General features: G+C 70.7%; 22 protein-coding genes and 1 pseudogene. 12 read left to right on the forward strand and 11 right to left on the reverse strand.

The window, feature by feature from the left end:
* Positions 1 to 133: 133 nt before the first annotated feature.
* Both AB0M82_RS08395 and AB0M82_RS08400 read right to left on the reverse strand, forming a co-directional pair.
* Positions 134 to 526, reverse strand: a complete 393-nt coding sequence (locus AB0M82_RS08395; RefSeq protein WP_364718759.1) for an ankyrin repeat domain-containing protein — start codon at positions 524 to 526, stop codon at positions 134 to 136.
* 219 nt (positions 527 to 745) lie between these two features.
* A complete protein-coding gene (locus AB0M82_RS08400; protein ID WP_364718761.1) occupies positions 746 to 1,975 on the reverse strand; it encodes a serine hydrolase domain-containing protein in 1,230 nt (409 codons plus the stop codon).
* 264 nt (positions 1,976 to 2,239) lie between these two features.
* On the opposite strand from AB0M82_RS08400, the gene AB0M82_RS08405 reads away from it, so the two are divergent.
* Together AB0M82_RS08405 and AB0M82_RS08410 are read left to right on the forward strand one after the other, a co-directional pair.
* Positions 2,240 to 2,533, forward strand: a complete 294-nt coding sequence (locus AB0M82_RS08405; protein ID WP_364718762.1) for a hypothetical protein — start codon at positions 2,240 to 2,242, stop codon at positions 2,531 to 2,533.
* A 229-nt stretch (positions 2,534 to 2,762) separates the two neighbouring features.
* On the forward strand, positions 2,763 to 4,766 hold the full coding sequence (locus AB0M82_RS08410) for an APC family permease (protein WP_364718763.1): 2,004 nt from the start codon (positions 2,763 to 2,765) through the stop codon (positions 4,764 to 4,766).
* A 66-nt stretch (positions 4,767 to 4,832) separates the two neighbouring features.
* Here the strand turns inward: AB0M82_RS08410 and AB0M82_RS08415 are convergent, their stop codons facing one another.
* Positions 4,833 to 5,621, reverse strand: coding sequence for a MerR family transcriptional regulator (locus tag AB0M82_RS08415; protein WP_364718764.1), 789 nt, complete (start codon positions 5,619 to 5,621; stop codon positions 4,833 to 4,835).
* 20 nt (positions 5,622 to 5,641) lie between these two features.
* Complete coding sequence (locus AB0M82_RS08420; protein ID WP_364718766.1) at positions 5,642 to 6,766, reverse strand: serine hydrolase domain-containing protein; 1,125 nt, start codon at positions 6,764 to 6,766, stop codon at positions 5,642 to 5,644.
* Positions 6,767 to 6,917: 151 nt separating this feature from the next.
* On the opposite strand from AB0M82_RS08420, the gene AB0M82_RS08425 reads away from it, so the two are divergent.
* Positions 6,918 to 9,998, forward strand: coding sequence for a BTAD domain-containing putative transcriptional regulator (locus AB0M82_RS08425; protein ID WP_364718768.1), 3,081 nt, complete (start codon positions 6,918 to 6,920; stop codon positions 9,996 to 9,998).
* Here the strand turns inward: AB0M82_RS08425 and AB0M82_RS08430 are convergent.
* The 4 genes from AB0M82_RS08430 to AB0M82_RS08445 all read right to left on the reverse strand — a co-directional run bounded on the left by AB0M82_RS08430 (position 9,956) and on the right by AB0M82_RS08445 (position 12,667).
* On the reverse strand, positions 9,956 to 10,720 hold the full coding sequence (locus tag AB0M82_RS08430; protein WP_364718770.1) for an ABC transporter permease: 765 nt from the start codon (positions 10,718 to 10,720) through the stop codon (positions 9,956 to 9,958). The genes AB0M82_RS08425 and AB0M82_RS08430 overlap by 43 nt on opposite strands.
* Positions 10,717 to 11,670 (reverse strand): ATP-binding cassette domain-containing protein, encoded by a 954-nt coding sequence (locus AB0M82_RS08435; protein WP_364718771.1) that lies wholly within the window; start codon positions 11,668 to 11,670, stop codon positions 10,717 to 10,719. Before AB0M82_RS08435 ends, AB0M82_RS08430 begins: the two co-directional genes overlap by 4 nt.
* 64 nt (positions 11,671 to 11,734) lie before the next feature.
* The gene (locus AB0M82_RS08440; protein WP_364718772.1) at positions 11,735 to 11,911 is read right to left on the reverse strand and encodes a hypothetical protein; all 177 of its coding nucleotides are present in this window, start codon (positions 11,909 to 11,911) and stop codon (positions 11,735 to 11,737) included.
* Between the two features lie 93 nt (positions 11,912 to 12,004).
* Positions 12,005 to 12,667: a TetR/AcrR family transcriptional regulator C-terminal domain-containing protein gene (locus AB0M82_RS08445; RefSeq protein ID WP_364718773.1), complete on the reverse strand. Its 663-nt coding sequence runs from the start codon at positions 12,665 to 12,667 to the stop codon at positions 12,005 to 12,007.
* A gap of 67 nt (positions 12,668 to 12,734) precedes the next feature.
* Here AB0M82_RS08445 and AB0M82_RS08450 point away from each other — a divergent pair, with 67 nt between their 5' ends.
* Positions 12,735 to 13,550, forward strand: coding sequence for an alpha/beta hydrolase (locus AB0M82_RS08450; RefSeq protein WP_364718774.1), 816 nt, complete (start codon positions 12,735 to 12,737; stop codon positions 13,548 to 13,550).
* Between the two features lie 83 nt (positions 13,551 to 13,633).
* Here AB0M82_RS08450 and AB0M82_RS08455 read toward each other — a convergent pair.
* Together AB0M82_RS08455 and AB0M82_RS08460 are read right to left on the reverse strand one after the other, a co-directional pair.
* Positions 13,634 to 13,723, reverse strand: a pseudogene (locus tag AB0M82_RS08455) (PadR family transcriptional regulator); the annotation flags it as partial.
* Between the two features lie 206 nt (positions 13,724 to 13,929).
* Positions 13,930 to 15,459 carry a helix-turn-helix domain-containing protein gene (locus AB0M82_RS08460; RefSeq protein ID WP_364718775.1) on the reverse strand — a complete coding sequence of 510 codons (1,530 nt, stop codon included), beginning with the start codon at positions 15,457 to 15,459 and terminating at the stop codon, positions 13,930 to 13,932.
* 729 nt (positions 15,460 to 16,188) lie between these two features.
* On the opposite strand from AB0M82_RS08460, the gene AB0M82_RS08465 reads away from it, so the two are divergent.
* The 5 genes from AB0M82_RS08465 to AB0M82_RS08485 are packed head-to-tail and all read left to right on the forward strand — an operon-like array spanning position 16,189 to position 21,995.
* On the forward strand, positions 16,189 to 17,337 hold the full coding sequence (locus AB0M82_RS08465) for a cytochrome P450 (protein ID WP_364718777.1): 1,149 nt from the start codon (positions 16,189 to 16,191) through the stop codon (positions 17,335 to 17,337).
* On the forward strand, positions 17,334 to 18,575 hold the full coding sequence (locus tag AB0M82_RS08470; protein WP_364718778.1) for a cytochrome P450: 1,242 nt from the start codon (positions 17,334 to 17,336) through the stop codon (positions 18,573 to 18,575). The genes AB0M82_RS08465 and AB0M82_RS08470 overlap by 4 nt, the downstream gene beginning before the upstream one ends.
* On the forward strand, positions 18,572 to 19,792 hold the full coding sequence (locus tag AB0M82_RS08475; RefSeq protein ID WP_364718779.1) for a cytochrome P450: 1,221 nt from the start codon (positions 18,572 to 18,574) through the stop codon (positions 19,790 to 19,792). The genes AB0M82_RS08470 and AB0M82_RS08475 overlap by 4 nt, the downstream gene beginning before the upstream one ends.
* 12 nt (positions 19,793 to 19,804) lie before the next feature.
* Complete coding sequence (locus AB0M82_RS08480; protein WP_364718780.1) at positions 19,805 to 21,223, forward strand: NDP-hexose 2,3-dehydratase family protein; 1,419 nt, start codon at positions 19,805 to 19,807, stop codon at positions 21,221 to 21,223.
* Positions 21,224 to 21,236: 13 nt separating this feature from the next.
* Positions 21,237 to 21,995, forward strand: a complete 759-nt coding sequence (locus AB0M82_RS08485) for an NAD-dependent epimerase/dehydratase family protein (RefSeq protein WP_364718781.1) — start codon at positions 21,237 to 21,239, stop codon at positions 21,993 to 21,995.
* 57 nt (positions 21,996 to 22,052) lie between these two features.
* On the opposite strand, the gene AB0M82_RS08490 is transcribed toward AB0M82_RS08485, so the two are convergent.
* Entirely contained in the window at positions 22,053 to 23,189 is a 1,137-nt protein-coding gene (locus AB0M82_RS08490; RefSeq protein WP_364718783.1) for a nucleotide disphospho-sugar-binding domain-containing protein, read from the reverse strand.
* 255 nt (positions 23,190 to 23,444) lie between these two features.
* On the opposite strand from AB0M82_RS08490, the gene AB0M82_RS08495 reads away from it, so the two are divergent.
* From AB0M82_RS08495 to AB0M82_RS08505, 3 genes are read left to right on the forward strand one after another with little or no spacing between them, the layout of a single operon-like run.
* Positions 23,445 to 24,209: an SDR family NAD(P)-dependent oxidoreductase gene (locus tag AB0M82_RS08495; RefSeq protein WP_364718784.1), complete on the forward strand. Its 765-nt coding sequence runs from the start codon at positions 23,445 to 23,447 to the stop codon at positions 24,207 to 24,209.
* Positions 24,196 to 25,773 (forward strand): long-chain fatty acid--CoA ligase, encoded by a 1,578-nt coding sequence (locus AB0M82_RS08500; protein ID WP_364718786.1) that lies wholly within the window; start codon positions 24,196 to 24,198, stop codon positions 25,771 to 25,773. Before AB0M82_RS08495 ends, AB0M82_RS08500 begins: the two co-directional genes overlap by 14 nt.
* A 50-nt stretch (positions 25,774 to 25,823) precedes the next feature.
* A complete protein-coding gene (locus AB0M82_RS08505; RefSeq protein ID WP_364718788.1) occupies positions 25,824 to 26,036 on the forward strand; it encodes an MbtH family protein in 213 nt (70 codons plus the stop codon).
* The last annotated feature ends 1 nt before the right edge of the window (position 26,037 follow it).

A 26,037-nucleotide genomic window follows, 5' to 3' on the forward strand; every position in this document is an offset into this window, starting at 1 on the left:
CACCAGCGAAGCGTCCTGACCCGCCCCAGGCGAACCGCCAGGACCGCGGGAGCGCGGTCCTGGCGGTTCGCCAGGTTGGTGTGCTCGAAACCACCGAAACCGGAGGCTTGAGCCCAAGTCTGCGAATCAGAACCTATTCCACGTCATCGAAGAACTGCTTGACGTCATAATTCGCAATGAGTCGAGCGAGTCCGACAGGCGTCTGCCCCGAGCGATTGATCTTGCACGGATCAGCTCCGTGTCGACGAAGTAGTTGAATGACATCACCTTGCCCCACTGAATTGTAGACCGCCACAAACAGCGGCGTGTTCCCGTATTTGTTGACCGCATCGACGATTGCTCCGGCCTCGAGCAACACCTCGGCGACCGCCAGGTTCCCCTGCTGCGCTGCCAGATGTAGCGGAACGAAGCCGTCACGGTCCCGGAGGTTCGGGTCCCGCCCTGTCGCCAGGAGCGCACGAGCCTGGTCAGCGGCACCTTCAAGCGCAGTGTAATGCAACTCTGAGCGCCCTTGGCGGTCAACCATGTCGGTGTCTCCCAGCGTTGTTCATAGGCACGCGGATCACAAAGTCAGTATACGGAACCGGCTTGCCCCGAAAGTTCCGATTTGGACTGGTCCATTGAGGGGCGACACCCGGCGGCTCATCCGCGACGTGACGAACGGTCGCTGACGAAATCAGCGGTAATGCGGCAGTTCGGGTGCACATCAGCTCCAAGCTCGTCGTCGGTGCCAGACGGCCTGGCTTTACCGGTCGGCCACGCCGGCTTGGCCGTCGCAGAACTGCAGCCTGGTGAGCTTCTGCACCGCCTTCTGGTATGCCGCAGCCTGCGCTGGTGCGCCGTCTTCCACGAAGGTCAGCGAGGCCGTCAGGGTCTTGCTGCCGTCGGGCGTGCTGTACATCAGGGTCGCGTAGCCCTGGACGTGGCCGTTGTGGTTGATCAGCATGGTGCCGCCGCAGTTCGCGTCCGCGTGCAGCTCGAACAGCCCGAGGCCGTAGTCGCTCGCCGGGTCGGGGGTCGGGTGCGGCTTGAGCATCTCGGCCAGCAGCGGGGCCGGCAGGAGCTTCCCGCCGAGCAGCGCGGAAATGAACGTGTCGAGATCTCTGGTCGTCGAGATCATCTCGCCGGCACTGGAGATCCAGGACGGGTTCTGCCGGGTGACGTCGACCGTCTTCGGCTGCCCGGCGTCCTCGAACCGGTAGTAGCCGTGGGCATGCGGCCCGGGGATCTCCGTCGAGGTGCCCGGCATCACGGTGCCCCGCAGCCCGAGCGGCCGCACGATCCGCCGCTGGACCTCGTCGCCGTATGAACGGCCGGTGACCTTCTCGATCAGCAGCCTGGCCAGCACGTAGTTGGTGTTGGCATAGCTCCAGTCCGTTCCCGGCTCGAACCGCGGCTGCTGGGCCAGCGCGAACGCCACCAGCTCTTCCGGCCGGTAGGTGTGGAACCGGTTGTCCACCCATTCCTTGCCCGACCACGGGATTCCCGGCTTGACCGTCCCGTCGGGGTAGTACTCGCCGGTGTAGTTGAACACCCCGCTGGTGTGCTGCAGCAGCATCCGCACCGTGATCCGCCGGTCCAGCCCGAGCTGGGGCAGGTAGCGGGCCGCCGGGGCGTCCAGCTCGACCTTGCCCTCGGCCACCAGCTGCAACACCACGGTCGCGGTGAAGGTCTTGGTGGAGCTGCCCGCCCGGAACTGCCCGTTCGCCGGCGGCTTCGCGGCCTCGCCCAGCTTGCGCACCCCGGCGCTGCCGGCCCAGTCACCCCGCTGATCGTGCACGCGCAGCTGCACCCCGGTGAAACCGGAATCGACGATCTCCTGGATGGCCTCCTGCAACTCCGGACGCCCCTGCCCGGCAGCGGCCACTCCGGGCACGGCCATCCCGGCCAGCAGGGAAGCGGCCAGTGCTGTGACCGCCGCTCGCCGGGAGACCCGCGGCATCCGGGCGTTGGCGTTCTTGGTACCCCTGGTCATTTGCGAAACCTCCGCGGTCGCTGAACTGATCACGCCGACCACGATCGTCTGCCACCCTGACACCGGACGGTCACGGCGCTGACACGGTGTCACGCCCGAATGGCGACCCGGCTCGAGGAAGAGTGCCTGCCGTAGGTCCCTGACGGCGGTCGCCTGACAAGGCCTTGAGGCGAGCGCACGGCGACGGCATCCACAGCGGACATGGTCACAAGTAGGAATCGCCGTCGTGAACAACTGGCATCGACCGCCGCGCCAGGGCCACCCTTGACCGAGCACGGATCCGGCACCCGAGCCGGACGCCACACCCGGGAGATCCCCTTGGCCGCCGACCCCGACATCCGTACCAACGACAGCGTTCCGCGCCAAACCGCCGGAAACGTCCGCGTCAGCCACAGCAGCCACGACGGCGCGATCGCCGTCGTGGTGAGCCTTGACGGGCACGTCCTCGATCTCCGGCTGACGCCGGCCGCGACACAGCGGCCGGCCGATCAGCTCGCCCACGACATCCTCGACTGCATCCACGCGGCACAGGGCCTGTTCCCCACGCCCGGCACGTAGCGGGAGCCCGGGACAGCGCCGTCCCGGGGAACTTCCTCGACCGACAGCGTCGGAACGACCCCTACGATCGTCCAGACAGGACTCGTAGATCGCGATCCGAACATCCAAATCGGACATACCGTCACGAATTCCTGGCCGCGTGCGTCCTTGACGAAATCCCTACGTCACCTGCCGGATCTTGACGTTTTCCCTACGCCACCCGTCAAGACGGCAAGGCACGCTGCGGTACGTGCCAGCACCCACGTCAAGGCTCAAACGGCTGGTACTCGGACGGCCGTTCCGGAGCGACACCCTCGGCGAGACCCTGCTGCCCAAGTGGCTCGCCCTGCCGATCTTCGCCAGCGACCCACTGTCCTCAGTGGCCTACGCGACCCAGGAGATCCTGCTCATCCTCAGCATCGGCGGCCTCGCCTACCTGACGCTGGCGCCGTGGATCGGGCTCGCGGTGGCCGTGCTGCTGACCGTCGTGGTGGTGTCCTACCGGCAGGTCGTGAAGGCCTACCCCAGCGGCGGCGGGTCCTACGAGGTGGCGTCGAAGAACCTGGGCAGCTCCGCCGGACTCGTGGTGGCCGGGGCGCTGATGGTCGACTACATCATGACCGTCGCGGTCTCGGTCGCCTCCGGCGTCGACAACATCATCTCCGCCGTCCCCTCGCTCAACGACCACCGCATCGCCATGGACATCGGCTTCATCGTGCTGCTGACGGCGATGAACCTGCGCGGCATCCGCGAATCCGGCCGGACGTTCGCCATCCCGACGTACCTGTTCATCGGCGGAGTCATGCTGATGATCGTGATCGGGTTCGGGCAGCTGATCGCCGGCCACGCCCCGGTCGCCGAGAGCGCGGGCTACGAGGTCCGGCCCGAACAGGTCGGGCTGACCGGCCTGGCATTGGTCTTCCTGCTGTTGCGTTCGTTCTCCTCCGGCTGCACCGCGCTCACCGGTGTCGAGGCCATCTCCAACGGCGTCCCCGCGTTCCGCAAACCCAAGAGCGCCAACGCCGCACGCACGATGACCGCCATGGGCATCATCGCCGTCGTCATGTTCGGCGGCATCACCGCACTCGCGATGATCACCAAGGTCCGGATCGCCGAGAACACCTGCGACCTCATCGGCTTCCAGGGAAACTGCGACAGCGACCCCCAGCGAACCGTGATCAGCCAGATCGCCGCCGCCATCTTCGGCGGCGACCACACGATCATGTTCTACTTCCTGCAGGCCACCACCGCGCTGATCCTGATCCTCGCCGCCAACACCGCGTTCAACGGGTTCCCGCTGCTGGCCTCGATCCTCGCCCAGGACCGCTTCCTGCCCCGCCAGCTGCACACCCGCGGCGACCGGCTCGCGTTCTCCAATGGCATCATCGCCCTCGCGCTGGTCGCCGCGGTCCTGATCTTCGCCTTCGACGGCTCGACGACCCGGCTCATCCAGCTCTACATCCTCGGTGTCTTCACCTCCTTCACCCTCTGCCAGGCGGGCATGGTGAGGCACTGGAACCGCGCACTCGCCGGCACCACCGACGCCAAGGAGCGCTTCGCGATCCAGCGCTCCCGGGTGATCAACGCCCTCGGCGCGACGCTCACCGCGATCGTCCTCGTCGTCGTCATGATCACGAAGTTCACGCATGGCGCCTACCTGGTCGTCATCGCGATTCCCGTGCTGTGGGTGATGATGCGCGCGATCCACCGCCACTACAGCCAGGTCCGCGGAGAGCTCCAGCCCGACGACGAGAGCGAGCTGCTGCCCAGCCGCGTCCACGCCATCGTGCTGGTGTCCACTTTGCACAAACCCAGCCAACGCGCGATCGCCTTCGCCCGCGCCGCCCGGCCCGACACGCTCACCGCGATCACCGTGAACGTCGACGACGCCGACACCCGGGACCTCCAGCGGCAGTGGGAGCAACGGGACATGAAGATCCCGCTCAAGGTGCTCGAGTCCCCCTACCGCGAGATCCCGCGCCCGGTCGTCGCGTACGTCAAGAACCTGAGCCGCGCCAGCCCGCGCGACGTCGTCTGCGTCTACATCCCCGAGTACGTCGTCGGCCGCTGGTGGGAGAACATCCTGCACAACCAAAGCTCCCTGCGGCTCAAGGGGCGGTTGCTGTTCGAACCCGGCGTCATGGTTACCAGCGTGCCCTGGCAGCTGCACTCCACCAGCCGCCGCGACCTCCAGCGCGTCCGGCCGCTGCCCGGCGACACCCGCCGCGGCATCACCCCGCAACGCCGCTCCTGAGCGTGGGCAACTCACTGGGTGCCGCCGTGTGCCGGCCGCCGGCTCGCGGCGGCGCGAGCGTTGATCTCACCGGCCGGCGTCCGGTCTGGGGACGGGGACGCCGGCGGCGCGGAGGTTCGCCTCGAAAAGCACGGCCAGCCGCGCCGCGGCCGGTGTCCGCTCTTCGCCGTGGCGAGCGATCAACGTGTACCGGGTCGCGGCCTCGGTGCGGGCTTGCAGGCCGGTCACCGTCTTCAGCAACGCGGGGTTAGCGAGGTAGTGCTCGGCCGCGGCGCTGGCGAGCTCCGCGATGCGGGGGTCATCCGGTTCCCAGGCGGCGGCTTCGGCCACGCGCCTGCCCAAGGCGACGAGCCGGGGATCTTCGAGGGCCCGCTCGAAATGGGTGAGGTAGTCGTCGAAACCTTCGGGAACCAGCGCTCTGGCCAGGACCCAGCCCTCTCTGGTGGCCGCCACCTCCGCCGCGGGAAACCCGAGGCCGGGCATCCGCTCCAGCAGCGCCACCGCCCGGTCGGGCAGCAACGCCCGGTCGCCGTCGGCGAGCCGGTGCAGCGTGTCCCGCCGGGCGACCAACTCCTCGATCCGTCCGGTGAGCTGCCGCTCCACGTCGGCGAGCGCGGCGGCGAACCCCGCGGCGTCGGCGTCGAGCAGCGGCCTGACCTCGGCCAGCGGAACCCCGGCGGCGGCCAGCGTCCGGACCTGCACCAGCCGCAGCAACTCGGCCGATCCGTACCGCCGGTAGCCGGAACTGTCGCGTTCCGGCTCCTCGACCAGGCCGAGCTTGTGGTAGTGCCGCACCGTCTTCACCGTGACACCGACGAAGACCGCCGCCTGCCCGATCGTGACTCCGTTCCCCATCCGCTCAGCTTGCCTGGTGCTCAGAACACCTCGTTGACGAGCCGTCGCTGGGCGTTCCGGAAGGCTGTCGCGATGGACAGGTCGGCGTCGTCGACGCAGTTCAGCGCGGCGGTCAGGGTCTTGCTGCCGTCGGGCGTGCTGTACATCAGCGCCGCATGGCCCACGGCGGCGCCGTTGTGGGAGATGACGGTGACACCGGTGTCCGTTTTCACCACGAACACTCCCAGTCCGTAGTCCATGTCCGGGATGCCCGTCGGGTGCGGGGCGCACATCTCGGCCAGCAGCGAGGCAGGCAGGAGCTTGCCGCCCAGCAGCGACGAGATGAAGGTGTGGAGATCTCGGGTCGTGGAGATCATGTCGCCGCCGGTCGAGATCCACGACGGGTTCTGCCGGGTGACGTCGACCGTCTTCGGCTCGCCGGCGTCGGTGTACCGGTAGTAGGCGTGGGCGTGCGGCTCGGGGATCTCCGGCGAGGCGTCCGGCACCACGGTGCCCGACAGCCCGAGCGGCCCCAGGATCCGCCGCCGCATCTCCTCGGCCAGCGAGCGGCCGGTGACCTCCTCGACCAGCAGCCGCGCCAGGACGTAGTTGGTGTTGGAATAGCTCCAGCCCGTCCCCGGCTCGAACCGCCCCGGCCGGGACAGCGCCAGCTTCACCAGCTCCTGCGGCCGGTAGGCCTTGAACCGGTTGTCCAGCCACTCCCGGCCCGTGGTGCTGTAAGGCACGGGGATCCCGAGCGCGATCGTCCCGTCGTCGAGGACCTCGCCGCTGAAGTTGAACACCCCGCTGGTGTGCCGCAACAACATCCGCACGGTGATCCGCTCGTCGAGCCCGAACCCGGGCAGGTAGCCGGCCACCGCGGTGTCCAGCCCGACCTTGCCCTCGGCCACCAGCTGCAGCACCAGGGCCGCGGTGAAGGTCTTGGTGTTGCTGCCGATCCGGACGTGCCCGTTCACCGGCGGCTTCGCGGCCCCGCCCAGCTCGGCCGCCCCGGCACTCCCGGCCCACTCGCCCCGCTCGTCGTGCACGCGCACCGACACCCCGACGAACCCGGAATCGACGATCTCCTCGAGCGCCTTCCGCAGCTCCGGCCTATCTTCGGCGGTGGTGGTGCTTTTGTCCTGATCGGAAAGGGTGACGGACATGGTGGTTCGCTCCTTCGAAGCTGGAATCCGGGCGGCGTCGTGCCGCTGCGCCGAGCGTGCACCCTGACCCGAGGTCAACCTCAACGATGATCCGGATCACAGCCGTCCGGCCTCATGGGCCGGCCCACAGGGCGCGGTTAACCTGAGGGTCGTGACCGTCGAGCTGACCCTGCTGTCCCGGGTCGCCTTCCGCGGCCGGGAGATCACCGGTTCCCGGCCGGGCTCGCTGCTGGCCCTGCTCGCCGGGGACCTGCGCGCGGGGCGCAGCGCGGACCGGCTGGTGGCCGATCTGTGGCGGGACGAGCTGCCCGAGCATCCGGCCAAGGCCCTGCAGACCCTGGTGTCCCGGACCCGCACGCGGCTGGGCCGGGACGTCATCGCCACCACCCCCACCGGCTACCGGCTCACCCTCGGCGAAGAGCAGGTCGACAGCTCCGCCGTGCTGCTCCGAGCGGCGTCAAGCGAGCGGTACGCGCGTGCGGGTGACCACGCGGCGGCCCTCGAACACGCCGAAGCCGGACTGGCGCTGTACGGCGGCGCCGCGGACAGCCTCCTCGACGATCCGCTGTCCGCCCTGCGGGCCACCCGGGCCACGACGTACCACGCCCTGACCCGCTCCCGCGCGCTCGCCCTGGCCAGACTGGGCCGGCACGCGGAGGCCACCGTCTCGCTCGGCGAGCTGGCGCTGGACCGGCCCCGGGACGAGGAAGTCCTGCTGGAACTGCTGCGCTGCGAAGCCGCGACCGCGGGCCCGCCCGCGGCACTGGCCCGGTACGAGGACTACCGGCGGTCGCTGCGCGACGAACTGGGCAGCGACCCGGGGCCCGCCCTGCGGCAGCTGCATCGCGAACTTCTCCTCCGCGACACCCCGGTACAGCGGCACGGCGTCCGCCACGAACCGAACGCTCTGCTGGGCCGGACCCGGGACATCGCCGCTGTGGGCGCTTTGCTGCGCACGTCGCGGGTCGTGTCGATCGTCGGCCCCGGCGGCTTGGGGAAGACCCGGCTCGCGCACGCCGTGAGCCGGCAGGCCGAGCAACGGGTCGTGCACTTCGTCGAGCTGGCCGGGCTCCTCGCGGACGGTGACGTCGCCGGGGCCGTCGCGGCCGAGTTCGGCGCGAGTGCCGCCGCAGTGCGCGCCGGGGCGGTCGAAGCCCTCGAAGCCGGCCCCGTCCTGCTGGTGCTCGACAACTGCGAGCACGTCGTCCGCGGCGCGGCGGAGCTGGTCCACGGCCTGGTGTCGGGGAACGGCGAACTGCGGGTGCTGACCACGAGCCGGGCCCCGCTCGGCCTGTCGTCCGAAACGGTCTATGCCTTGCCCGAGCTGGATCTCCCCACAGCCGCCGAGCTGTTCACCCAGCGTGCCCGCGCGGCCCGGCCCGCCGCCGAACTGTCCCCGGACGCCGTCCGCGAGCTCTGCGCACGGCTGGACGGCCTGCCACTCGCCGTGGAACTGGCCGCGGCCCGCGTCCGGGTCATGTCCGTCGGCGAAATCGCCGCCCGGCTCGAAGACCGGTTCGCCTTGCTGCGCGGCGCCGCGCGGGACGCCCCCGACCGCCACCAGACGCTGCACCGCGTCATCGACGGGAGCTGGCATCTGCTCGACGACACGGGCCAGGCCGCGATGCGCGCCCTGTCGGTGTTCCCCGGCGGCTTCACTGCCGCCGCCGCCCGCCACGTGCTCGGGGACGAAACCGTGCTCGAGCAGCTGGTCGACCAGTCGCTGGTGAAGGCCGTGGACGGCCCGGTGGGCACGCGGTTCCGGATGCTGGAGACGGTGCGCGAGTTCAGCACGGCGCGCCGTGAAGAGGCCGACGGCGAGACCGGCCGCGTCATCGGTGATTTCCTCGCCTGGGCGCGGGAGTTCGGCGCGGTGCACCACGATGCGGTCGTCAGCCCCGATCTCGTCCGGGCGGTCGAGCGGATCCGGGTCGAAGAGGACAACCTCGTGCTGGCCCTGCACCACGGGCTCGACCGCGGCGACGGCGCGGTCGTCGCCGCGACCGCGGCCGTCCTGGGCAGCCTGTGGGTCACCGAGTCCAACTTCACCCGCCTCGCCGAGCTGGCCGAGGACACCGCCTGGGTGCTGTCGCACTACCGTCCGGCTCCCGCTTTCGTCGAAGCCACCCGGACCGCGACGGTGCTGGGCGCGCTCATCAGCCTCCTCCTGCGCACGCCGGCGGCGCGGCGCACGCTGGTCACCGTGCGCCGATTGCCGCCGGCGCCGCCGGACGATCCCGTCCGCGCCATCCAGACGGCCCTGGGTGCCCCGGACGGTCAAGCGTTGCGACGACTGTGCGACAGCGAGCAGCCGCTGCTCGCGGGCATGGCGAGCTACATCGCCAGCTATGCCAGGGAAAGCGTCAACGACCTCGAAGGCGCGTTGCGGGAAGCCCGCCGGATGCTCGCCCGGCTCGAGATCGACGGCATGCCGCTCCCCGTGGCTCTCGCCCATTCTCGCGTCGACGAGTTGTGCCTGCAGGTCGAGCCGGGCGACGAAGCTCTGCGGCACATCGACGTGGCGCTGTCGCTCCTCGAAGACCTCGGCGCACGCGCCACCTCCACCCGGGGCCGCTGGGCGAAGGTGCTGGCGAACCTGCAACGCGGCGCGTTCGACGAGGCCGAGCGGGGCCTGCAGCCGGGAGCCGGCGAGGACGACGACACGCTCGCGGTGCCGATGTTCGACGTCTGCTCCCGCGCCGAGATCCTGCTCAGCCGCGGCGACGTCGACGACGGGCTGCGCCTGTGGCGGGAGGCCGCCGACCACCTGCGGACCACCTCCGCCACCGGGCTGTGGCAGTGGGAGGTCCAGTCCGTCGCCGTGGTCACCCACGCCCGGCACGGCCGGTTGGACCTCGTCACCGGTCTCGTCGCGGCCCTGCCGGGCCTACTGTCCACAATGGTCACTTCCGCGCCTGTTGTGGAGTTTCCCGCCTGTGGGTCACTCCTGGTGGCCCTGGCCGTGACCGACCTGGACCGTGGCGCCACGGCGACGGGGGTGCGCCTGATCGCGCTGGCGGAGCGGTTCGGGGTGCAGCGGTCGTTCCAGCCGGCCATGTCGGTCACGCGGCTGCGAGACGTCGCGGCCCAAGCCGACCCCTCGGCGTACGCCGAAGCAGTCTCGGCGTACGCCGGCTTGAGCCACGACGAACTCCGCACCGCGGCGTCCGCCGCACTGCGGGCCCGGGATCAGCTCGGATCCCGCCTGAACAGCGCCCGAGCCCAGAGGTAACCGGCCACCGCGAGGCCGACGCACCAGCCCACGGCGACCACCCCGTGCCCGGCGACCGGAGTACCCAGCAACAGCCCGCGCAGCGCGTCGATGATCGGGGTGAACGGCTCGTGCGCCGCGAACCAGCGGACAGCGCCGGACATGGCTTCCGGCGACACGAACGCGCTGCTGAGGAACGGCAGCAACTGCGTCACGAAGGTGAACGGCGCGGTGCCCTCGGCCGTCTTGGCAGCCAGCCCGACCGCGACGCCGAGCCAGGTGAGGGCGAGCGTGAGCAGGGCGAGGAGCCCGAAGGCGCCGAGCCACCGGAGCGGGTCACCGGCCGGCCGGAATCCCAGCAGCAGGGCGACCCCGACCACCAGCACGGCACTCACCAGGGTTCGGACGGTCGAGCCGACGACGTGCCCGGTCAACACCGACGCGCGTGAGATCGCCATCGTGCGGAACCGGGCGATGATGCCGGCGGTCATGTCCCGGTTGACCGCCATCGCCGTGGTCGAGGCCCCGTAGCCGACGGTCATCAGCAGGATCCCGGCGACGAGGTAGTCGATGTAGTCGCGTCCCCGCGACGCCGGACCGAGGCCCATAGTCAGCGCGCCGCCGAACACCCCGACGAACAGCAGGAGGAGCACCACCGGCAGCGCGATCGTCATGATCACCGCACTCGGATTGCGCAGCGTGTGCCGGAAGTTACGCCGCACCATGGTCGTCGCGTCGCTCATCGCGCCGTCTCCTTCGCGGTGGTCGAGTGGCCGGTGAGGGCGAAGAACACGTCGTCGAGATCAGGCGTATGCACTGACAGCTCGCCGGCGTCGATCCCGGCGCCTTCCAGGCGGTCCAGCACGACCCGCAGCGCACGGACACCGCCGTCGCCCGGGACTTGGAGAGTGAAGGCTTCGTCGTCTCGCCGTCCTTCGCCGAACGCACGCGCGGCCGCGTCGAGCTCGGCGAGGTCGCGGAACTGCAGGCGCACGTGACCGCCGGGCACACTGCGCTTCAGGTCCTTCGCGGTCCCTTCCGCCACGATCTCGCCGCGGTCGAGGACCGCGATCCGGTCGGCCAGCTCGTCGGCCTCCTCCAGGTACTGCGTGGTGAGGAAGATCGTGACGCCACCGGCCACCAGGTCCCGGACGGTCTGCCACATCACGTGCCGGCTGCGCGGGTCGAGCCCGGTCGTCGGCTCGTCGAGGAAGATCACGCGCGGTTCCCCCACCAGCGTCATCGCCAGATCCAGCCGGCGGCGCATGCCGCCGGAGTAGGTCGACGCGAGCTTCGCGGCCGCGTCGGTGAGTTCGAAGCGGTCGAGCAGCTCGGCGACCCGCCGCCGTCCTCCGGCCCGGTCCAGGTGGAGCAGATCCGCCATCAGGACCAGGTTCTCCTCGCCGGTCAGCAGGTCGTCCACGGCGGAGAACTGGCCGGTGACCCCGATCGCGGACCGCACCGCGTCGGGTTCCGTGGCCAGGTCGTGCCCGGCGATCCGGATCTGCCCGCCGTCCGGGCGGATCAGCGTGGAGAGGATCCGCACCGCGGTGGTCTTGCCTGCCCCGTTGGGCCCCAGCAGCGCGAACGTCGTCCCCGCCGCGACCTCGAGGTCGATGCCGTCGAGCACGACCTGGTCACCGAACGACTTGCGCAGCCCGGTCACCGCGATCGCGGATGCAGCGCTGTCCATGCGCCTCCCTTCCTCACCGTGACCCCGACGGCCACGTTCAGGAGGAGGATGCGCGCAGTGGGATTCACCGCGGATTCACGGAGGTTTCGCCGGTCAGCCGCCGACGTGGACGACCGGGGCGGTGCCGCCGCGGCGCGACCCGGTGTTCCAGCAGCCACCGCACCGCCCGCCCGGACGGTGGCTTCGACGTCACGGGGCTGTCGACGACGTCCGGAACCGCGAACTCAGGTGTGGTGCTCAAGACACGACTCCCCGATTGACGGCCTGCTGCACTCGCAGTCGCCAAGACCGTCCGATTTGCGCCCGGCCGGCGCACCCACCCCGTGACAAGGTCTCAGCTACTCCGGACACCGGTGAGCGTCGCGTCTGTGCCCTCGATCAGCGTGCGAAGGCCGTGTTCGAACGCGTCATCGCCAGTGGTGGTGCCGCCTTCGCGGATCGCTACCAGCAACGGGGCCGACGCGCCCCCGTCGAGCAGACCGGCCAGCATGGCGAGCTGGTCCGCCGGGTTTTCGGTGGGTTCGCGGGGCTTGGCCTGTTCCAGGAGGACGAATCCGTTGACGTACTGGGAGATGGTGGCGATGGCGCGCAACGCGAGGACCGGGGTGAAGCCGCGGTCGACCAGGGCGGACAGCTCGTCGTTGAACATCTGGATGGTCGCCGGGCTGAGCCAGGCGGCACCGGCGACGATGCGCGCGCCGTCGCGGTGGGTGAGCAGGGACCGGCGGTAGGCGCGGGCCCGGCGGGCGAGCCAGTCCTGCCACGATTCGCCGTCACGGGGTGGGCCCATCCCGGCGGCCACGATGATCGCCTCGGCCATGCCGTCGAGCAGCTGCTGCTTGCTGCGGATGTGCCAGTACAGCGCGGGTGACTGGACACCGAGTTCGGCGGCGAGCCGGCGCACCGTCAACCCGTCCAGCCCGACCTCGTCCAGCAGCCGCAACGCCGTCTCGATCATCGTGTGCCGGGTCACGCCGGGCCGTTTGGTCGCGCACATCGGTTGACACCTTAGCAGCGCTAAAGCCATCCTTAGCACTGCTAAGGCAGCGTGAAGGGGAGACGACATGGACACCATCACCTCGGCCGACGGAACCGATGTCCGCGTGTATGACGAAGGACGAGGACCGGCCGTGCTGATCATCGGTCCCGGGCTGGACGACGGGACCAGAACCAAGAACCTCGCCGGCCTCCTCGCCACCCGGTTCCGAGTCGTACGCCTACACCGCCGGCAGTACCGGATGGACCTCAAGACCAGCGGGCCGTGCTCGATCGCCGACGAGGTCGACGACGTTCTCGCGGTCGCCGCGTCGGTCGGCGAGCCGCTGATCGTCTACGGCCACTCCTCCGGCGGCGTAGTCGCCCTCGAAGCCCTCGCGGCATCCGCGCGCTCGTTCGCCGGCGCGGTGATCTTCGAACCCGCCGCGGTGACCAGCCGGCCGCTGGCCGGCGAGAACGGCGAGGTCACCACCAGAGCGCGCGCCGCGATCGCCGCCGGCAAACCCGGCACCGCCCTGACGATCTTCATGCGGGACACCGTCGGCCTGCCACCGTGGCAAGCCCGGCTGGCCGGCACCCTCAGCTCACTCGTTCCGCACTACCGCGAACTCGTGCCCGCCCAGATCGACGACCTCGAAGCACTGGACCGGCTCGGTGTCCGCCTCGACACCTACGCTCAGGTCACCGTTCCCACCCTGCTGCTCGGCGGCGACCGCAGCCCAGCGCGACTCACCGAACGGCTCGACGCCATCGAGCACGTGATGCCTCAGGCCGACAAGGTCGTGATGCACAAACGCGACCACGGCGCGGACCTGAAAGCCCCGAAACTCCTCGCCGACATCATCGAGACATTCGCCGACAAGGTACTGAACCACCCCGAATAGCCAGACCCCGATGTGGGGCCAGCGGCGCGGTACTGCCACCCCGGTTGAGGAAGACGGCCGTCGATCGGCCCGACCTTGAAGAGCGCGTCGTCGAGCGCGTAGAGCTTGCGCGGCGGGCCCACCCCGGACGGTCGTTTCGTCACCTGGACGAGCCCGTTCTTCTCCAGCCGCAGCCGGCCCGGCCCGGTGCGCTGGATCGCCTTCGCCTGGCTGCCCGGTGTCAGGGCAGCCGGAGAGGATAATAGCAGCTTCGCATCCCGGAAAGGATCACCGCATGACCATCGAACACGGCGGCCACCAGTCCGGAGCAGCCCCGGCCCGGACACGCCGGACCGCACGGTGGTCCCCCGCCGTGCGGTCCGACGTCATCGGCCGGCGGTCACACCTGGATGCCCAGGACTGTCGTCGCCCGCTGACGGACGTTCTCGAGGTCGGCCAGCGGGTCGCTCGCCTCCGACACGCTCACCGCGAACGTGCGGACGAACGGGTTTATCCGGAACGCGGCCGCACGTGCCGAGTCGTAGTAGACCGAGATGATCTGCCACTCCATGAGGTGCTCGATCATCCGCTCGGCGTCGTCGACCGAGGTGCCGAGCACCGTGGCCGCCATGTCCAAGGTGAACTCGTCGGCGTGGATGTGCGACAGCGCGGACAACGCGCGCTGCGTGTCCGGGGACAGCTCTTCGTACAGGGTGTAGAACCGGCCGCTGTGGTCCATCCGGCAGGAACCGATCAGCTCCTTCCTCGTCTGCGGGTTGATCAGCGCCGTGAACATCCGGTGCAGTGTCCAATGTGGATTCCGCAGCAGCCGGCCGCTCACCCACTGCAGCGCGAGCGGGAGCCCGCCGCACAGGGTGGCCAGCCCGATCGCCGCGTCGTACTCGTCCCTTATCCGCTGCTCGCCGAGCGCCGCCGCCAGCAGGGCCACGGACAGGCCGACCGACAGCGGCTCGACCGAGACCGTTGGCATGCCCGCCTGCGCCGGGAACCTGCGCCGGCACACCGCGAGCACCGCGCTTGCGCTGACGCCCGGCAGCACCGCACGAACTTGGGCTTCGCTGACCACGTCGTCGAGAACGATGAGCAGCCGGCGGCTGGCCAGGAAGCTGCGCAGCGCGGCGGCGGCTGATTCGAGGTCGGCGCCCTCCACCACTGGCGCGCCGACCGAGCGGGACAACCGCCGCACGACGTCGAGCGGCCGCATCGCCGACTGGCCATCGGGACAGAGGTCGATGAAGAGCTGACCGTCCGGGAACAGGTGCCGCCACTTGTAGGCCGCGTGCACCGCGGCCGTCGTCTTGCCCACCCCCGGCGACCCGACGATGAACGCGGTGTTGCCGTTGGCGGGGGCCAACGTCTCGGCCGCGGCCACGGACTGCAGGAAGTCGTCGAGCACCGGGTAGTCCGGCAGTGTGGTGTGCGGTCCCGGCAGCCGCGGCGGCAGCTCGCAGATCCGGCCCGGTTCCGCCGGCTCGAAACGGGTCTTGTCGTGGCCGCATCGGACCGCGCCGGCCACGGCGTGCGGCAGCGACACCTGCAACGTGGACTTCCGGGCGACCTGGACGAGCCGAGCCGTGTCGTGCTCGTCCAGGCACATCCCGCTGGCCAGCAGCTCCACCGTCTTGCGTTGCGGACGGCGGGTCCGGCCCCGCTCGAGGTCGCTGATCGCCCGCACGCTGATACCCGACGCTTCCGCCAATTCTTCCTGCGTCACGCCGGATTTGATGCGCAATCTCCGCAATTCAACTCTGAATGATTCGTTTGATTCGAACACAAGACCCCCATAGAATTTCCCGCCGGTCCCATCGCGAAATAGCCGACCGAACAGCGAGTACCCTTGATCGGCAACCACGCGCCCCCAGTCGTCGCCCGACAACTCCCCCGGCCCGCGATCACCGATTGCACACACCCCGCCACCCGACGGAGTGCACTATCCGATCAATTCAGTTCGCGCTGAACTTCACCCCAGCTACCAACCCCCAGTTTTGACTTGTACCACAGTACCCTCGATCTCCCTGCCCGGAGATCAAGTCGTGGAATTCTGGTCACCGCACCTCGGCGTCGAGGGTGCCCGGACGGGCCCGAGAGCAAGGATCAAGCGGACGTCGGCGAACGGCCGCGCAGCTCGCGGTCGACCGCGAGCCGGAACCCGGCGGCACAGGAAGGGGAATCCGGAGACCCGTCCCACTCACCGAGCGGCTCCGGGTGGCGCGAACACAGCTGGGCGGCGGCGGATGACCGCGGCCGACTGTCGATCTCCATATGGCGCACCCTCGGAGGGTCTCGTTCGGAAGATATGAGTTTGTCTATCAACGCGTCTTACATGTTGTCAAGGCACTGATGTCGCCTAAGTCCGTTTTATCCAAGTTCGCCCGAGCGGCCCGCGGCACCGTTGGGCGGGCCGGAGGAGCGCCGACGGAACGTGCACCGAAACCGCCGGAACACTGCTGCCGTTCTCTCAGGTGTCCGGCCCGTGGTGAGCCAATAAGGTCGTCGGTGACGTCGAGTTCGAGTTTCTTTCCCAGTCAGGCCACTCGAGGTGACCATGCCGAAAACAGACGCTCCCGCATTGTTCAGCGAAGAGTTCACCGCAAATCCGTACCCTACATACCAGGCACTCCGTGAAAAAGAACCGGTGGTGTGCAAGCGGTACGCCGGCGAGCGTATGCAGGTGTGGTTCGTCTCCCGCTACGAAGACGTCCGCGCGGCGTTCCGCGACCCACGCTTCCGCAAGAGCCGCGAATCGGTGTCGACGGGCGGGCTGGCGAAAGGGCGGGGAAATCCCGACCTGGCCGCGTTCCACCGGACGCTGATCATGCTGGACCCGCCGGAGCACACCACGTTGCGCCGGCTGGTGGCCAAGGAGTTCACCCCGCGCCGCATCCGGGCGATGGCCGACAAGGCGGCGGCCTACGCCGACCAGCTCGTCGCCGGGTTCCGGCCGGACGGGAAAGCGGAGCTCGTCGGCGACCTCGCCGTTCCGCTGTGCTACCACATCATCGGCGGCATGCTCGGCTCCCGGCCCGAGGACGACTGGCCCGGTTTCGACTGGAACCGGCTGCGGGTGCTCGGCAACCGGCTGACCACCCCGGACAACAGCGCGACGACCGTCGACTACGACGAAATCAAGTTCGAGATCAAGGCGATGGTCGAGGTCTTGATCGCGCGGCGCCGCGAGAACCCGGGGCCCGACGTGTTCAGCGCGTTGATCGCGGCCGCCGATCGCGGCGAGCTGTCCGCCGACCAGCTCTTCGGCCTGGTGGTCACCCTCGTGCTCGGCGGCATGGACACGACAGCCGCCTTCCTCGGCAACGCTCTGCTCGCGCTGCTGCTCGACCCCGGTCAGCTGGAGCTGCTGCGGTCCCGCCCCGAGCTGATGGACAACGCGGTCGAGGAGCTGCTGCGGTTCGACGGCGCCATGCAGACCGCGTCGTTCCGGTTCACCAGCGAAGACGTCGAGCTCGGCGGCACGGTGATCCCCCGCGGCGCGGTCGTCGCGCTGACCCTGGCCGCGGCCAACCGCGACCCCGAGCGGTTCCCCGACCCCGATCGGCTGGACATCACGCGGGACGCCAAGCACCACGTCGCGCTCGGGCACGGCATCCACAACTGCCTCGGCGCGGAACTCGGCCGGATGCTGACGCGGATCACGCTCGAGACCGTCCTGCGCCGGCTCCCCGGCCTGGCGCTCGCCGCGCCTGCCGACACCCTCGACTGGCGGCCCGGCATCCTGCTGCGCGCCGTCCGCGAACTGCCCGTCACCTTCACCGACGAGGAACGCCGATGACCCAGCAGGACGCGGTGCCCGAGCTCTTCAGTCCCGAGTTCGTGGCCTGCCCGCACGCCACCTACGAGCACATGCGGGAGGAGGACGGGGTTTCCCAGCGGTTCTACCCGGGTGGCCTGAACCGGCTCTGGTTCCTCACGCGCTACGACGACGTGCGCGCGGCGCTGATCGATCCCGACCTGGTCAAGGACCGCAGCTCGGTCACCGAGGGCTCGCTCGCGGCGCACCAGCTGATGGACCCGGAGCTGAAACCGTTCCACCGCAACCTGTCCATGCTCGACCCGCCCGAGCACACCCGGCTGCGCCGCGTGATCGCGAAGAACATGACCCCGCGGCAGGCGCGCTCGCTGCAGGAGCCCGCGGAACGGCTCGCCGACGAGCTGATCGACAAGTTCGCCGCCGACGGCGAAGCGGAACTGATCGAGGGGTACGCCTCGCCGCTGGCCGACGGGATCATCGGCGAGCTGGTCGGGGTGCACGTGCTGCCGCCGGCCGACTGGGCCCGGCTGCGGGAGCTCGGCCGCAACCTGACCAGCCCCAGCTACCAGCACCACTCGGAGGACTTCGACCGCATCAAGCACGAGATCCGCGACCTCGTGCTCGAAGTGATCCGGTTGCGCCGCGCGCGGCTGGACGACGACGTGATCAGCGATCTCGTCCGGGCCCACGACCGCGAGGAGATGACCGAGCAGGAACTGCTGGCCATGGTGGTCACGATGGTGCTGTCCGGCGTCGACTCGGTCACCGCCTTCCTGGGGACCGCGCTGCACTCGCTGCTCACCCACCCGGACCAGCTGGAGCTGCTGCGGACCCGGCCGGAGCTGATGGACAACGCCGTCAACGAGCTGCTGCGCTACGACAGCGGGACCCAGACGGCGACGTTCCGGTTCGCCGCCAAGGACCTGCACTACGGCGACGCCGTGATCCCGAAGGGCGCGGTCGTGTGCCCGGTGATCACCGCCGCGCACCGGGATCCCCGGCACTACGACGAGCCCGAACGGCTCGACGTGACTCGGCAGGGCGAGCTCAACATCGCGTTCGGCATCGGCACGCACAACTGCCTCGGCCAGAAGGTGGGCCAGATGGTGAGCACCGCGGGGCTTTCGGCCGTAGTGCGGCGGCTGCCCGGCCTGCGGCTGGCCGTCGAGCCCGCCGAGCTGCGCTGGCGTCCGGGATTGCTGCTGCGCTCGGTCTACGAGCTGCCGGTCAGGTTCGACGCGAAGGGAGCCCTCGGATGACGGAGATCGCGGGCAGCAGCCCCGTTTCGGAGATGTTCACGGCGGACTTCCGCCGGGACCCGTACCCGACCTACGCCCGGTTGCGCCAGTCGGCCGCGGCGTGCCCGGTGACGGCGCCCCACGGGTTCCCGACCTACGTGATCACCCGCTACGAAGACGCCCGGGCCGCGCTCGCCGATCCCCGGCTCAGCAAGGACATGTACGGCGCGTGGGACGCCTACGTCGCCATCTTCGGCGACAGCTCGGTGCACCTCGACGACAACATGATCAACTCCGACGGGGCCAAGCACACCCGGCTGCGCCGGCTGGTCAACCTGGCTTTCACCCCGCGCCGGGTCGAAGCGCTCCGGCCGCGGGTGCAGGCGATCACCGACGAGCTGCTCGACGGCATCCCCCTGGGGGAACCGGTCGACCTCATGGACGCGTTCAGCTTCCCCCTGCCGATCACGGTGATCTGCGAGCTGCTGGGGGTGCCGGAAGCGGACCGGGCGGACGTGCAGCGGTGGTCGGCGACGGTGGCGCACACGGGGTTCGACGAGGAGTCCACCACTGCCCAGCAGGAGGCCGAAGGCCGGCTGCACGAGTTCCTGGTGGACCTCATCGCCCGCAAGCGCGTCGAGCGGGGCGACGACCTGATCGGCTCGCTGGTGAGCGCCCGCGACGACGACCGGCTCGACGAGCGCGAGCTCGTGTCGTCGGCGTGGCTGCTGCTGTTCGCCGGCCACGAAACCACCGGCAACCTGATCGGCAACTCGATCTTCCACCTGCTGCAGCGCCCGGACCGGCTGGCCGAGCTGCGGGCGCGGCCGGCGCTGATGGCGCACGCGGTCGAAGAGCTGCTGCGCTTCGACGGGCCGGCCGAGAACGCGACCTTCCGGTACGCCACCGAAGAGATCCGCATCGGTGACGAGGTCATCCCCCAGGGCGCGCTCGTGCAGATCGCGATCGCCGCGGCCAACCGGGACCCGGCCCGCTTCCCCGATCCCGACACGGTCGACTTCGGCCGCGCCAACAGCGGTCACCTCGGCTTCGGCCATGGGGCGCACTACTGTCTCGGCGCGCCACTGGCCCGGATGGAAGCGCAGATCGCGCTGTCGACGCTGTTCACGCGCTTCCCGGGGACCCGGCTCGCCGTGCCCGCCGCGCAGGTGCCGTGGCTCGGGGTCGAGATCCCCGCGTTCCGCGGGCTCGCCGCACTGCCGGTCCTGCTGACGTAACGGAGGATCCGAATGCCGACGGCCACGTCCACCGGGCTGCTGCGCCACACCGACGCTTCGCTGCCCGAGCGCATCGCCGAGTCCGCCGCGACGGTCGACGGCGTGCTGACCCACCGGGAAGTGCTGGCGTGGCTGGAAAGCCGCCGGCCGCACCACGTCCAAGAGGTGCGGCGGATCCCCTTCGCCGAGCTGGGCAGCTGGGGTTTCGACCCGGACACCGGCAACCTCGCGCACGCCAGCGGCCGGTTCTTCTCGGTCGAGGGCCTGCGGGTGCGCAGCGACTTCGGGCCGGTGCGCGAATGGTCCCAGCCGATCATCCACCAGCCCGAGATCGGCATCCTGGGCATCGCCGTCCGCGAGATCGACGGCGTGCTCCACTGCCTGATGCAGGCCAAGGCGGAGCCGGGCAACCCGAACGGGCTGCAGCTCGCGCCGACGGTCCAGGCGACCCGCAGCAACTACACCCGGGTGCACGGCGGCCGGGTGGTGCCCCACCTGGAACACTTCGCCCCGGCCGACCCGCGGCAGGTCATCGCCGACGTCCTGCAGTCCGAGCAGGGCGCCTGGTTCTACCGCAAGCGCAACCGGAACATGGTCGTGGAGGTCGGACCCGAGGTCGAAGCCGGTGACGACTTCCGCTGGCTCACCTTGGGGCAGCTGCACCGGCTGCTGCACCTGGACAACGTGGTCAACATGGACGCCCGGACGGTCCTGTCCTGCCTGCCGGCGGCGGCCGACCGGGGCGGGGCGACGCGCCCGGCGATCGCCCGCTCGGCGGACGGCGGCTCGGGCAGCCTGCACACCACGGCGGAGGTGCTCAGCTGGATCACCCGGATGCACACCGAGCACGAGCTGGTCACCGAACCGGTGCCGCTGCGCGAGATCGAGCGCTGGCACCGGACGGACTCCGCCATCGCCCACGAGTCGGGCCGGTTCTTCAGCGTCGTGGCCGTGGACGTGCGGGCCGGCTGCCGGGAGGTCGACTCGTGGCAGCAGCCGCTGCTCGAGCCGCACGGCGTCGGCATCGTCGCGCTGCTGGTCAAGCGGTTCGACGGGGTGATGCACGCCCTGATCAACGCCCGGGTCGAGCCCGGGTACCTGGACGTCGTCGAGCTGGCGCCCACGGTGCAGTGCGTCCCGGAGAACTACCGGCACCTGCCGCCCGGCAGCCGGCCGCCTTACGTGGACCTGGTGCGTGCCCGGCGCCCGGAGCGGACCTGGTTCGACGTCGAGCTTTCCGAAGAGGGCGGCCGGTTCCACGACGCCCGGAGCCGGTACGTGATCCTCGAGGTCGACGACGGGTTCTCGGTCCGGCCGGACGGCCAGTTCCAGTGGCTGACGCTGAGCCAGCTGACCGTGTTGCTGCAGCACCGCCACTACCTCAACGTCCAGGCCCGGACGCTGGTCGCGGCGCTGCGGGCGCTGATATGAGCGCCCGGCCGCGATGCAGGTGATCGGCGGCGGTTTCCTGGCCGCGCACCTGCGCGCGCACTTCGGCGACCGGCACCCCGGCGTGACGGCGATCGCGGCCGGCGTGTCGAGCACGATCGTGGACTCGGCGGCCGAATTCGACCGCGAAGCCGAGCTGCTGTACCGCGTCGCGCTCGAGTGCCGGGACCGCGGCCGGCTGGTGGTGTTCTTTTCGACGGCGTCGCCGGTGCTGTACGGGACGCCGTCACCGGGCACCGAGACCGGGCCGGTGTTCCCCACTTCGGCGTACGGCCGCCACAAGCTGGCGCTGGAAACGGTGCTGGCGGCCAGCGGAGCCGGCTGGCTGACCTTGCGGCTGAGCAACCTCGTCGGCTCGGGTCAACGCGAGCACCAGTTGCTGCCGGCGTTGATCGCCCAGGTCCGGTCCGGTTCGGTGCTCGTGCGCCGCGGTGTCTCCCGGGACCTGGTGGACGTCCGCCACGTCCTCGCCGCGCTGGACGGTCTGCTGGGTGCCCGGGTGCGCGACACCGTGGTGAACGTGGCGTCCGGGGTGCCGGTCCCGGTCGAGCGCGTCATCGCCGGCATCGAGACCCGGCTCGGCACGACGGCCGTCAAGCGGGTGGTGCACCGGCCGGCGAGCGCCCCGGTAGTCAGCCTGGACCGCTTGCGGCGGCTGGTGCCCGAAGTGGACACGTTCGGCTTCGGGCCGGGGTATCTGTCCACATTGCTCGATCGGTACGTTCCGGCCGGCGATCCCGCACTCCCCCGGTGAACGGCGCTGCCGGGCGGCGGGTGAAGGATTCCCGCACCCGCCGCCCGGCAGCTCGGTTCACGCCGTCGGCGTCGTCGCGGGCTCGGCCAGCTGTGCGGCCACCTCGGCCGGGCTGGGCCGGAGCGCGTTCTCCGCCGCCAACCGCCGCGAAACCTCCCTGAGGTCGTCTGCGCCGACGACCCCGGCGGCGGCCGCGGCGATCTCCGCCGGGTCCTCCGTGGTCCGGGGCAGGCTGATGCCCGCGCCGGCTTCGGTGAGCCGGCCGGCGTTGCGGAACTGGTCGCCGAAGTGCGGGATGATCAGCTGGGGCACGCCGCACGTCGCGGCCGTCAACGAGCTCCCCATCCCCCCGTGGTGCACGATCGCCGTGCACGTCGGCAGCAGGACGGCCAGCGGCACCCAGTCCGCCCGCACGCCGTCGGGCAACTCGCCCAGCACCGACCGGTGCTTCGGGTCGATGGCGATGACCACCTCGTGGCCGAGCCCGAGGAACTCGTCCAGCAGCCGCCGCCACAGCGGTGCGGCCTCGGGATCCCGCTGGGGCAGCAGAGTACCCATGGTCAGGCACACCCGGGGCCGGGCGGGCGCGCCACCGGTCAACCAGGCGGGTACGTCGGCCGGCCGGTGGTACGGGACGTACCGCATCGGGGTCACCGGCACCTCCGCCGGGAACTGCAGGCCGGCCGGGCAGATGTCGAGCGTCCGCACGGGCTCGGCCAGCGGTGGCAGCCCGGCGGCCGTCATCGACGCGGTCGCGGCGGCCAGGATGCCTTCCGGCGGGAACAGCCCCCAGTGGTGCCGCATCCAGGGCACGCCGGATTCGGTGGCGGCGGCCGGGCCGGCCAGCTCCATGGGCTCGGAGATCACCAGATCCGGGCGCCACTCCGTCACCAGCCGCCGGACGGCCGGCAGCGCCCGGACGGCCGCCTCGCCGCACCGCCGTCCGCTGCCCTCGGCCGCCCGTCGCGGGTCGAACCGGCCGAAGGTGACGCCCGTCGGCGGTTTCAGCAGCGTGGACAGGTCACTCGGGGGCAGCACGGCGGTGGCCGGCAGACCCGCTCCCCGCACCGCCGGGGCGAACTCGTCGTCACTGGCGACGAGCACGGTGTGCCCCGCCTCCCGCAACGCCCGCGCCAGCGGCACCATCGGGAACAGGTGGCCGACGCCGGACAGGGTGGTGAACAGTATTCGCAACGGTGGACTCCTCTGTTCGGCGCGGCCGGTTTTTTCGAACACCACTTTCACCAGGATGCGGACCGCCGGACTTTCCCGGCCAGTGGATCGGGGCATCTGCCGGGAAACTGCCGGTGGCGGGGCTCTTTCTTTCCACCGGAATCACATGGTCCGATTCGTCGCGCGTTGCTTAGCCTTGGCCGGAAAGCACGGTTCGGCATTCGAACGATCGGGAAGAATCGCCATGCGACGCAACTTGCAGCAGCCGGGTGCCCGGTGACCCGGGTCGCCGTCATCGCGGGCGCGCACGCCGACGTCGGCCCGGCGGTCGCGGTCCGGCTCGCCCGCGGCGGGTTCGACGTCGCGCTGATCGACACCGACCACACCGGGTTCGACGAGACCGCCCGGCAGATCGCGCGGGCCGGCCGGCGGTGCGTCGCCCTCGAAGCCGACTGCGCCGACAGCACTTCGTTCGAGACCGCGGTACGCGCGGTCGGGTCCGGACTCGGCAGGCCGGCCGTCCTCGTCACCGGCGTCCCGCTCGGCGTCCGAGCCGATCGGTCGCCGTCACTCGAGCACCACATCGGCACGGTCCGGCGCCGGCTGCGCTCGCTGTTCGTCTGCTGCCGGGCCACCACAGCGCACATGGCCCGCCGGAAGTGGGGCCGGGTCATCAACGTCGGCGTGGCCACCGGCACCGGGGACGACGAGTGGCGCGACGCGCAGACCGTGCTGTCCGGCCTGATCGGGTTCACCCGGACCCTCGCGGTCGAGCTGGCGGCGTTCGGCATCACCGCGAACTACATCGCGCCGCTGGCCTGCGCCACGAACCCCCGCCCGCGCCTGAGCCCGGCCGGCGACGGCGCCGAGCCCTACTCGGCGGGCGTCGCGCACGTGGCGGAATTCCTGGTCGACGACCGGGCGAGCGCGATCACCGGCCAGGGCACCTACGTCGCGGGCCGGTCGCTCTCGCCCCGGGGCCTCGACCGGCCACAGCTCCAGACCTCCAACGGGAAGTGGGACAGCCATGTCAGGCACTGAGCCGGCGATCCCCGGGCACTACGTCGAACGCGTCCTGGGCGAACTGGCCGCGGACAGCTACCGGCCGGTCCTCCGCTGGCGCGACGAGACGTTCACCGCCGCCGAAGTGCGCTACGCGGTCCTGCGGGTCGCGTCGGCGCTGCGCGAAGCGGGTGCCGGTCCCGGGGACACGGTCGCGATCCTGACCGCGGTGAACAGCCCGTGGATGCTGGTGGCGCGCTACGCCACGCACCTGCTCGGCGCCGTCGTCGTGCACATCAGCGGCGCCAACCACGGGACGGTAACGCACGAGCTCTCGGTCGCGGCCCGGGCCCGGATGATCCGGGAGACCGGCGCGTCGTTCGTGGTCTTCGACGACGCGAACGCCGAGCGGGTCGGGAAGATCGCCGCGCTGCTGCCGGACCAGCCGCACCTGTGCGGGGTGGGCCGGCCGATCCGCGACACGGTGACGGTGGACGGCCGGCCGCTCGGCCGCTACCGGACGGAGTTCGAGCCCCGGGCTCCCGAGTGCTCGACGGTGATCTACACCAGCGGCAGCACGGGCCGCCCCAAAGGCGTGTACAAGCCCTTCGCCGCGTGGAACGACCTCGTGCTCGCCGGCGCGGACGAACCGAAGCACTTCCTCGTGGTGAGCGCGGCCAGCCACACCGGCGGCGTCCTGGCCGACGTGGCGATGGCCTCCGGCGGCAGCGTGCTGTTGCGCGAACGGTTCGAGCCGGAACAGTTCCTGCGGGACATCGAAAAGCACCGGATCACCGACACGTTCATCGGCGTGCCGCTCCTCTACGAGCTGGCGGCCCACCCCGCCGTGCGCTCGGCCGACCTGTCATCCCTGCGTGGACTGCTCTACGGCGGCTGCCCGGCGTCGCCGGACCGCGTCGAGCAGGCGCTCGCCGTCTTCCCGGGCGTGCTGCACTACGCGTACGGGACGACGGAGGCCGGCCCGATCGCCATGCTGCCCGCCGACGGCCACGGCGATCCCGCGCTGCGGACGACCGTCGGCCGGCCGCGGCCCGACATCGACGTCGTCATCCGCGATCCGGAAACCGGCCGGGAGACACCGGTGGGCGAGGTCGGCGAGGTGACCGTGCGCAGCCCGTACGGCATGCGGGGCTACGCCGCCGATCCGGAGCTGACGGAGGCGGTGCTGCGCGACGGCTGGGTGCGCACCGGGGACTACGGCAGTTTCGACGACGCCGGCTATCTGCGGTTGTTCGGCCGGATGAACGACGTGGTCAAGGTGCACGACACCAAGATCGCGCCGACGGAGGTCGAGAAGGTGCTCGTGGGCCACCCCGGGGTCGTCGACGCGTGCGTGTACGGCCACCGCCGCGCGGACCTCGTGGAGGAACTGCACGCCGGGGTGGTGCTGGCCGCGGACAGCCCACCGGGCTTCGACGCGTTGCGGGACCACGTGTCCCGGCACATGACGCCGACGCACGCGCCGGTCAGGTTCGTGCGCTGGCGCCGGTTCCCGGTCAGCACCGCGGGAAAGGTCGACCGCGTCGCGGTGCGCCGGGCCAACGCCCTCGCGGTGGCGGACGAGGGCCTGGTCGACGCGTAGCCGCGCCCGGCCGGTCCGGCCGGGAACATCTCTGGTGTGGAGGGAACTTCGTGGGAACCAACCCGTTCGAAGACCAGGACGGTCGCTACCTGGTCCTGGTCGACGAGGCGAACCAGCACTCGTTGTGGCCGGCCTTCGCCGAAGTGCCGGCCGGCTGGCGGATCGCGGCCGGGCCGGCCGACCGGCAGTCCGCACTCGGCTACGTCGAGCGGAACTGGACCGGCCTGCGAGCCCGGCCGCCGATCCACGCCCGGGAGGCGTAGC

The sequence above is a fragment of the Amycolatopsis sp. NPDC051128 genome (assembly GCF_040682715.1).
Classification (GTDB): domain Bacteria; phylum Actinomycetota; class Actinomycetes; order Mycobacteriales; family Pseudonocardiaceae; genus Amycolatopsis.

Coding starts and splice junctions, on each gene's coding strand:
- AB0M82_RS08395 (WP_364718759.1), bottom strand. CDS start 526: ATGGTTGACCGCCAAGGGCGCTCAGAGTTGCATTACACTGCGCTTGAA.
- AB0M82_RS08400 (WP_364718761.1), bottom strand. CDS start 1,975: ATGACCAGGGGTACCAAGAACGCCAACGCCCGGATGCCGCGGGTCTCC.
- AB0M82_RS08415 (WP_364718764.1), bottom strand. CDS start 5,621: ATGGGGAACGGAGTCACGATCGGGCAGGCGGCGGTCTTCGTCGGTGTC.
- AB0M82_RS08420 (WP_364718766.1), bottom strand. CDS start 6,766: ATGTCCGTCACCCTTTCCGATCAGGACAAAAGCACCACCACCGCCGAA.
- AB0M82_RS08430 (WP_364718770.1), bottom strand. CDS start 10,720: ATGAGCGACGCGACGACCATGGTGCGGCGTAACTTCCGGCACACGCTG.
- AB0M82_RS08435 (WP_364718771.1), bottom strand. CDS start 11,670: ATGGACAGCGCTGCATCCGCGATCGCGGTGACCGGGCTGCGCAAGTCG.
- AB0M82_RS08445 (WP_364718773.1), bottom strand. CDS start 12,667: ATGTGCGCGACCAAACGGCCCGGCGTGACCCGGCACACGATGATCGAG.
- AB0M82_RS08450 (WP_364718774.1), top strand. CDS start 12,735: ATGGACACCATCACCTCGGCCGACGGAACCGATGTCCGCGTGTATGAC.
- AB0M82_RS08470 (WP_364718778.1), top strand. CDS start 17,334: ATGACCCAGCAGGACGCGGTGCCCGAGCTCTTCAGTCCCGAGTTCGTG.
- AB0M82_RS08475 (WP_364718779.1), top strand. CDS start 18,572: ATGACGGAGATCGCGGGCAGCAGCCCCGTTTCGGAGATGTTCACGGCG.
- AB0M82_RS08480 (WP_364718780.1), top strand. CDS start 19,805: ATGCCGACGGCCACGTCCACCGGGCTGCTGCGCCACACCGACGCTTCG.
- AB0M82_RS08485 (WP_364718781.1), top strand. CDS start 21,237: ATGCAGGTGATCGGCGGCGGTTTCCTGGCCGCGCACCTGCGCGCGCAC.
- AB0M82_RS08500 (WP_364718786.1), top strand. CDS start 24,196: ATGTCAGGCACTGAGCCGGCGATCCCCGGGCACTACGTCGAACGCGTC.